The organism is Nostoc mirabile CHAB5784 (assembly GCF_020829645.1).
GTDB classification, from domain to species: domain Bacteria; phylum Cyanobacteriota; class Cyanobacteriia; order Cyanobacteriales; family Nostocaceae; genus Nostoc; species Nostoc mirabile.
In genome coordinates, this window is the sequence record NZ_JAIVFS010000185.1 from 1 (window position 1) to 9206 (window position 9206).

The window sequence follows — 9206 nt, forward strand, 5'->3', positions numbered from 1 at the left end:
CTCCAGTAGCGGTAATATCACTTGTGCTATTAGATGCCACATCTCGGAATTGTGTACCAAAGATGCCAGAGGCATTGATTTGCACTCTTCCACCACGAAAGTTATCCGAATTGGCACTGATGTCGCTATTTCCGAAAGCAATAAGAAAATCGGTGTCAATGTTGATGTTGCCGCCAATAACGTTTTCTCCTGTGGCGTTAGTTATGATGTTGCTATTGCGGCTCATGATTAAACTTTCTGAGTTAATGTTAATTGTCGCTTGCTCCCTAGTTGGGACAACTTTATTACTGCGTGTGTTGGCGGTGAGCAAAGCGTTATTGTTTAAGCGGATAGAGCGAGCAGTTAATGTCATACTCCCTGCGGTTCCTGTTCCGAAACTGTTCACAGCTAACGCTGCCCCATCTTGCACGAGCAAGGAATTAGTTTTAATCGTCAAATCCCCTGCATCTCCTGTAGAGTTTGGCTGTGCGGAAGCAGCCAAGACACTGGGAAACTGACCATCTGCTGATCCACCAATGAGTTGAATATCTTGGGCATCAACGCTCAAATTTCCTCCCTTGCCCTCACTAAAGGTAGAAGCATTCACCACTGCCCCATCTTGCACGAGCAAGGAATTAGTTTTAATCGTCAAATCCCCTGCATCTCCTGTTGAGTTTGGCTGTGCGGAAGCACTCAAGGCACTGGCAGACTGACCATCTGCTGATTCACCAATGAGTTGAATATCTTGGGCATCAACGTTTAAATTTCCTCCCTCGCCTTTACTAAAGGTACTAGCACTAATCTGTGCCCCATCTTGCACGAGCAAGGAATTAGTTTTAATCGTCAAATCCCCTGCATCCCCTGTTGAGTTTCGCTGTGCGGAAGCACCCAAGCGACTGCGAAACTGACCATCTGCTGATTCACCAATGAGTTGAATATCTTGAGCATCAACGCTCAAGTTTCCTCCCTTGCCCTCACTAAAGGTATCAGCACTAATCTGTGCCCCATTTTGCACGAGCAAGGAATTAGTTTTAATCCTCAAATTCCCTGCATCCCCTTTTGAGTTTGGATTTGCGGAAGCAAATAAGCCACTGCGAGCACTGCGAGGTTGACCATCTGCTGATCCACCAATTAGTTGAATATCTTGAGCATCAACGCTCAAATTTCCTCCCTTGCCCTTACTAAAGGTAGAAGCATTCACTTGTGCCCCATCTTGCACGAGCAAGGAATTAGTTTTAATCGTCAAATTCCCTGCATCCCCTTTTGAGTTTCGATTTGCGGAAGCACTCAAGGCACTGGCAGACTGACCATCTGCTGATCCACCAATGAGTTGAATATCTTGGGCATCAACGTTTAAATTTCCTCCCTTGCCCTCACTAAAGGTAGAAGCATTCACCACTGCCCCATCTTGCACGAGCAAGGAATTAGTTTTAATCGTCAAATCCCCTGCATCCCCTGTTGAGTTTGGCTGTGCGGAAGCACTCAAGGCACTGGCAGACTGACCATCTGCTGATTCACCAATGAGTTGAATATCTTGGGCATCAACGTTTAAATTTCCTCCCTCGCCTTTACTAAAGGTACTAGCACTAATCTGTGCCCCATCTTGCACGAGCAAGGAATTAGTTTTAATCGTCAAATCCCCTGCATCCCCTGTTGAGTTTCGCTGTGCGGAAGCACCCAAGCGACTGCGAAACTGACCATCTGCTGATTCACCAATGAGTTGAATATCTTGGGCATCAACGCTCAAATTTCCTCCCTTGCCCTCACTAAAGGTATCAGCACTAATCTGTGCCCCATCTTGCACGAGCAAGGAATTAGTTTTAATTGTCAAATCCCCTGCATCCCCTGTTGAGTTTCGCTGTACGGAAGCAAATAAGCCACTGCGAAACTGACCATCTGCTGATCCACCAATGAGTTGAATATCTTGAGCATCAACGCTCAAATTTCCTCCCTTGCCCTCACTAAAGGTATCAGCACTAATCTGTGCCCCATCTTGCACGAGCAAGGAATTAGTTTTAATTGTCAAATCCCCTGCATCCCCTGTTGAGTTTCGCTGTGCAGAAGCACCCAAGCGACTGCGAAACTGACCATCTGCTGATTCACCAATGAGTTGAATATCTTGGGCATCAACGCTCAAATTTCCTCCCTTGCCCTCACTAAAGGTATCAGCACTAATCTGTGCCCCATCTTGCACGAGCAAGGAATTAGTTTTAATCGTCAAATCCCCTGCATCCCCTGTTGAGTTTGGCTGTGCGGAAGCACTCAAGGCACTGGCAGACTGACCATCTGCTGATTCACCAATGAGTTGAATATCTTGAGCATCAACGCTCAAATTTCCTCCCTTGCCCTCACTAAAGGTAGAAGCATTCACCACTGCCCCATCTTGCACGAGCAAGGAATTAGTTTTAATCGTCAAATCCCCTGCATCTCCTGTTGAGTTTGGCTGTGCGGAAGCACTCAAGGCACTGGCAGACTGACCATCTGCTGATTCACCAATGAGTTGAATATCTTGAGCATCAACGCTCAAATTTCCTCCCTTGCCCTCACTAAAGGTATCAGCACCAATCTGTGCCCCATCTTGCACGAGCAAGGAATTAGTTTTAATCGTTAAATCCCCTGCATCCCCTGTTGAGTTTCGCTGTGCGGAAGCACCCAAGCGACTGCGAAACTGACCATCTGCTGATTCACCAATGAGTTGAATATTTTGAGCATCAACGCTCAAATTTCCTCCCTTGCCCTCACTAAAGGTATCAGCACCCACCTGTGCCCCATTTTGCACGAGCAAGGAATTAGTTTTAATCGTCAAATCCCCTGCATCCCCTGTTGAGTTTGGATTTGCGGAAGCACTTAATGCACTGGGAAACCTACCATCAGCACTTCTCCCAATAATTTGTACATCTTGGGCATCAACATTTAAATTTCCTCCTTTGCCTCCACCAAATGTACTAGCATCTACAAAAGCTCCACTCTCAATTCGTAAGGTTCCAGTGCTGATATTGATATCCCCTCCCTGTCCAGATGCTTCTGTTAGCACCTGATTAGCAATGGAGCTATTATTGTCAAGATTAATTACTCCAGTTGCATTAACTTCAATATTTCCTGCCTTACTATTCTCAGAAGCCAGCGCACCATCTATTCCTGCAAACAGTTCACTCCCTCCTGTAATCTCTAAATTCTGGGCATGAACTGCGATACTTCCACCATTACCAGCAGTAACTCTTATTCTTGCACCATTGCGGAGGGAAACATCACTTCTTTCTACACTATCGGGAAAACTCAAGCTCAGATTACTACCATCCCCATTCAACCCAACTGTTCCCGTACCTGCTAACCCACCTAATTCAACTTGTCCACCGAAAGCAAACAATCCTCCACCATCCATATTGATATCACCGCCAACTAACAGCAAACTCTTGCCATCTGCTACGCGAAAACCAACTGAGTTATTTTGGATAGATGCGGTTTTGATTTGATTAAATAGTAAGGCGGAAGGATTGACCGTTAACAGTGATGAAGAACTTTCTGGATTTTCAGCATTGAAAAAACTTTGATTGCCAAAGCCAATCGCCGATGCTGTAGTCGCTACAAAAGAACCACCAATATCCAGCCTCGCCCCTTGACCAAAAATAATGCCATTCGGATTTATTAGAAACAGGTTAGCCGTGCCGTTAGCGCGAATTATCCCATCAATTTCAGAGACTGACCTACCCGTTACCCGGCTGATGATATTTTGAACATTTACAGCATTATTAAAAGAAGCAACACCACCAGTAGGAACAGAAAATTCGCCAAAGCTGTGAAACAAATTACTTCCTGCTTGTGTTCCTCCAGTAATATTGAGGGTGCTGCCATCGGGTGTAACGATGGAATTATTAGGCAGAGTGCCATCAGGGGTAATCTGAGCAGAAGCACAATTTGCCCCGAAAGCGATCGCACTTCCGATCGCCATTCCCAAAAAACAAGGAGTAGTCATGCCAAACATCGCATCCTCCTAAGCTTTGTAAAAGATATACTCATTTTTCAGTAAACCACGAGTAAGGGAAATCAAGTTAACACCTGCATATTTCTCAATTTTACAAGTACAGGTTTTATGCAAAACCTGCTAATTACTTACAAGAGTTTCTAAGTTAGGTGTATTTTTTGCTCTTTAAGATAGAGGTGTAGATTTTTGTAATTTTAGTAAATCGCAAAGTTTTTTTAAAAGAGCGATCGGCAATGCCTAATAACTTTAGATACAACCGTTTTTATTCCTACAATAAAACAGTTACGCCCACTAATCGCTAAAAGGCAAATTCACAAATTTTAACTCTTAAACTCTACATTCTTTATTGTTAAATAATTACAACCAATTACCCAGAAGAACATAAGGTGCCCAAAAATATGGGCGATTTTCTTTCGCTAGAATTGCAAGTTGAGCGCGTTGCAGAGCTTGAGCTTTAGTGACTCCAGCATCCAATTGCCGATATAATTCACCCATAAATTCACTAGTAGACTCATCATCTATTGTCCACAAAGTAGCTAATGTACTACGTGCGCCTGCTCGTACCGCAACTCCAGCTAGTCCTAAAGCAGCTCGTTTATCTCCTGTGGCGGTTTTACAAGCACTGAGGACAAGTAATTCAATTGTTTCGGGTCGGCTTTCACCTCTAGCCCGTAATAAACTATCTAGCTCCCTAACCTTTAGTAAGCTATCCCAGGTAAGAATATAGGTTTGTTCAATATCTGAACTAAATTGCCCGTGAGTAGCTAGATGCACTACTGAGAAAGGGGTAGACTGAATTTGGTTTTGCAGATTAGTTTTCGTGAACTCTTGATTTAAAAGTTGTTTACTTGATTTAACTTCAAATTGAACTTGTTTTAATTCCTGTGTAACATTTGAAAGTTCCGAAAAAGATTTCCCTTCAATCAAGCGTTCTTGCTCAACCCCAGCAATTAAAACCTTTAGCCGCACGTTGTTTAAAGATTTAGGAGCAAGGAGTTGTAGTCCAGGCATCAAAGAAATAGCATACTTTTCTATTAGATATTTCTGCTGTTGTTGATCATAAAGAATCGCCATTGGGATATTCCGCAAAGAACCATCCAGCACAAACACTAGGGAAGTTATACCTTTGTTTGCAAAATCTGATTCAATAGGTTTAATTAACCAGTCATATAACTGTTGTGAGAGCTGCTTAACATCAGGCTCTCGGCTAGCAACAGGTAAATCTTTCTGTAGTTGTTCTACAGCTTTTTCTAATACATCTTTAGGGACTTTAGTTGTTTTACGGTAGATTGTATCTTGTCCTGGTAAGCGAGTAATAATTTCTAGTCGGTTATCTAAAATAATTGGATAGATAACAGCTGTGGATTTTTCCTTTTCAAGTAATTGATCAAGGTCAACTCTTGGTAGCAAACAGGGTGAACGAAAAAAGTTATCTAATTCTGCTAATTGGAGAGATTCAATTACCTGACGAGCTTGAACGAGATTATCTGGCTTTTGAATTGGATTTTCTTGAAGTTGCAACAGTAAATCAACGTACTGTCGATATACAGGTTCTATACTTTCGCGGAAAGAAAATTGTACGTCAGGATTAATTGCAACTAAATCGTTACGAAGGGATTTGAGGGCGTTATAAGCTCGATTATAAGCTTGTGTTGCTGCCGGGATATTGGATTGCTTTTGCAGTATTCGTCCCATCTGCCAATGCCATTGATAAGCAATGTCTTGGGCATCAATGGACTCAGCTTCTACCAAGGCTTGCTGTGTAAGACCTTTGGCATCAGATAACTGTCCAGTTTGTTCGTACAGTTCGCCAAGAATACCAAGGGCATAAGATTCGGTTCGTTGATCTTTTAAGCTCTTAGCCACTTGCACAGCTTGCGCTAGCATTTTAGCAACATCTTTTGGCTGAACTTCATTCTGTATCATTTTGCTCAGACTTTGGGCAAAGTTAATCCGGTAGTTAACAGCCGTGCGACTTGGAGGCAAATTGTCTATCTGAGACTGAATTTGGGGCAATAATGCGTTTGCTGTGCTAAATTCCTCTTGCTCTACCAATAGTCTCAATAAATTCAGTTGAGCTTGCAGGCGCACAGTAGGTGTTGCAGATGCAATTAGAGCCGCTTGTTGATAGTATTGGATTGCTGTTTGAGCATAATCCTTAGCGCTGCTTGAGTTACCCAAACTAAGTTGAGCGGATGTTTGAGCACGGGCTGTATTACCTAAACTAAGTAAAGCATTACTTTGAGCGATCGCACTTCCCACTTTCCCAGCCACAGAATAACTTTCTTCTAGGATTTTGTGGGAATCGCTTAAATAGCCCAAACTTCGCAATACATTCCCTAAACTATATAATCCTCTAGCTTTAACAGGAGAATCTGGTTGTTTTTGCAGATTTTCTCGTAGTGAGGTTAAAGTGTGATCTGCTTGGAGATAATTCCCCAAAGCTTGCATTGCTTGGGCTTGATTAATGTGATTGCGAATTAGCGCTGAGATATCATCTAAATGCTGATAAATTTTAGCTGCTGATTGCCAAGTACTTAGGGCTACTTCAGTTTGTCCTTGTGCTAACTCCAGCCCACCTCGAACATCTAAAGCTTGAGCAAAGACTTGCGTTAGCGCAGCTCCTCCTGCGGAGGCTCGCTCTTGTGAATAATCTGAATCTTCTAGACTTTGTAATAATTTAATAGTTTGTGAGATGACTTCATTCGCTTGCTGCCATTGTCCTAACTGCTGATACACTAAGGAAAGGTTAGTCAAAGCTATAGCTTCATTCAATACATTATTAGTAGCTTTAAATTCGTCTGCTGCTTTTTTTAGAAGTTGTACTGCTTCTGCAAACTCTCCCCCTTCATAAAGTGCTTGGCTTTGCTGCACTAAACTAAAAATTTGGGTTTGGTTAACAGCAGGTTTTATTGCTACAACAGGAAAATATAAAACTTTAGATTTGGCAAAGGCTGCTGTTAAAAAAATAGAAGAATCGAAAATAACAGATGAAAATACACAAAAAAATACAGTCAAAAATGATAATAGCAAGTATTTAAAAAACTTCATATAAATTACAAAATTTATTTTGTATTTGTTCATGATAACTAATTATAAAAACCATGTAGTACTATGTGTGGCTTTGGATGAAGTTGTAGCTACAACATGGCAATAGTTGTTGTAAATTGGATATTTTCCACGCAATGCATTATACCAATTCTCCAAAATGAGGTAACAGATGTAGATCAGGAAAGTCCTGCGGCATCTAAGTTTATTAATTGCGAATTGCGAATTGCGAATTGCGAATTGCGAATTGGTATTAGCTCCTTTGTGTAAGGTTAAAACGGATTATATTGTACAAAAAAATACAGCCCATTCTCTTGCAATGTATTACCTTGAGTATCAACAGAAACTAAAGGAATACCCCACTCAACACCAGCATTAAAGTTATTGCCCTGTAACCAACGCAAACCCAAACCAATAGAAGCTAGAGTGTTAGTGTTAGTATTATTTTCATCTATACTCGACGAATTATTCCAAGCAGTGCCAACGTCAACAAACGGGGTAACTTGCATAACTCCATCCCATTGTGGTACACGTACAATTGGTAGCCGTAACTCAACAGAAGCAAGAGCGCCATTATCTGCTAACAGTAAATCTTGACGATAGCCCCGTACACTACTTATACCACCTAGACCAAATTGTTCTGAAGCTAAAAGCGTTGTAGAAGCTAGTTGTACATCGCCACGAATTAACAACAAAGTATCAGGAGCTAACAGACGTACCCATTGTGCTTGTCCTCGCCAAGCGAAAAAGCGGCTGTCAGGTTCGGTATTGTTGATTGTGGCATTAAATGCACCAGTTCCCAGACTAAATTGAGAACGAGCCGCAATTACTTCTTGGCTATTACGAAGAGTCCATTCTTGAAAAAATCGTAACGCAGAAACACGAGTGTTTCCTTCTGCATCAGCCCCCGGTGAAAGTAGAGAAAGGGGAGCATCCTCCTGTTCAAACACAGAGGAGGAAATATCAGTCTCTCTGCGAGAAGCCGTGACTCCTAGAGCTAATTCTTGATTGGGAGTTTGCACTAGCGGCTGGCGGAATGTGAGTTCGTAATATTGGGAAGCTGATTCAATCTCTAGTGTATTAAAAGGACGTTCAATAATATCGGCTGATGTATTGCCATAGCTGAAGGTGAGAGTGCCATTGCGGGGATTGAGAGGCAAACTGTAGCTGGCATCTATGGTATTACTACCGTCAGTATTACTGTATGCTAACGAGATACTATCTCCAAATCCTAGTAAGTTGGCTTCGTTAACTTGCAGTTGCCGTCGGAAGCTACCAACACTAGGGGAACGACCATTGTCAAATACTGTTTCTACATTAAATGTATCCGCCTCTGTTATTTTGATAGCCAACAAATTAGAGCCAGAACGTGAGCCAGCAGATAATTCAGCAGACAAGTTTTGAATTAAAGGATTGAGTTGCAATAATTGCAGGGATTCTAGTAGGCGTTTTTGATTTAAAGGAGTGGATGCCCCTAAAGCTATACGGCTACGGATATAATTTGGGTTGAGTCGCCTAGTTCCAGTTATCTGGATATCCTCTAATTTACCTTCAATTACTTGGATTTGAACAACGCCATCAGTAAGAGTTTGTTCAGGAATATAAGCTCCAGAAGTAACGTACCCCTCTTGAATATAAAGTTCAGTAATTTTAGAGCGAATTTCTAATAAGTCTGTAAATGTAATTGGTCGATTTGTAAAACACTCGGTTTTCTGCCTCAACCTGTATGTCAGGTTTTTTTGACTGCATTCTAGTATTTGATTAAATTTTTCTTGGCTGAATACTGTACTGCCAATAACTTCAAATTGTTTAACAATAAAGATTTGTGATGTTTCAGGGAGTGGTTCATCTGGTATGGGAACTAGTTGATCAGGTTGAAATAGTTCGGATGGAGGGGGTAGTTGCGGTGGTGGAGAGGGTGTTGTTGGTGTTCTGGGCGAAAGTGGTTGGACATCCTGCGGTGGTGGGAGTTGTGGGAGCGAGGGAAAATTGTTTTGGGGTAGTTGTACGCGATCGACTGTCTGCGCCTTACCGGGTGTAGTTGCCAGGCTACTGAGTAATATAAGCAAGCAGGATGCTGCAAAAGTTGGAGTAATTTTAGCTACCATGACCAAATAATTACTAATTCGTAATTCGTAATTCGTAATTAAGGAGAGTACAACCCCCACCAATTCTTTGATTTGGTGGTCAACAAGAG

The 9206-nt window shown here is 42.0% G+C and carries 3 protein-coding genes; all 3 read right to left on the bottom strand.

The genetic code is table 11. From position 1 onward, the window contains the following. The coding region (locus LC653_RS42985) for a two-partner secretion domain-containing protein (RefSeq protein ID WP_229501373.1) at nucleotides 1-3952 on the bottom strand (3952 nt) is incomplete at its 3' end. 366 nt (nucleotides 3953-4318) lie between these two features. After that, a complete protein-coding gene (locus LC653_RS42990; RefSeq protein ID WP_229501374.1) occupies nucleotides 4319-7012 on the bottom strand; it encodes a CHAT domain-containing protein in 2694 nt (897 codons plus the stop codon). Nucleotides 7013-7281: 269 nt separating this feature from the next. Then, entirely contained in the window at nucleotides 7282-9117 is a 1836-nt protein-coding gene (locus LC653_RS42995) for a ShlB/FhaC/HecB family hemolysin secretion/activation protein (RefSeq protein ID WP_229501375.1), read from the bottom strand. Nucleotides 9118-9206 lie beyond the last annotated feature (89 nt).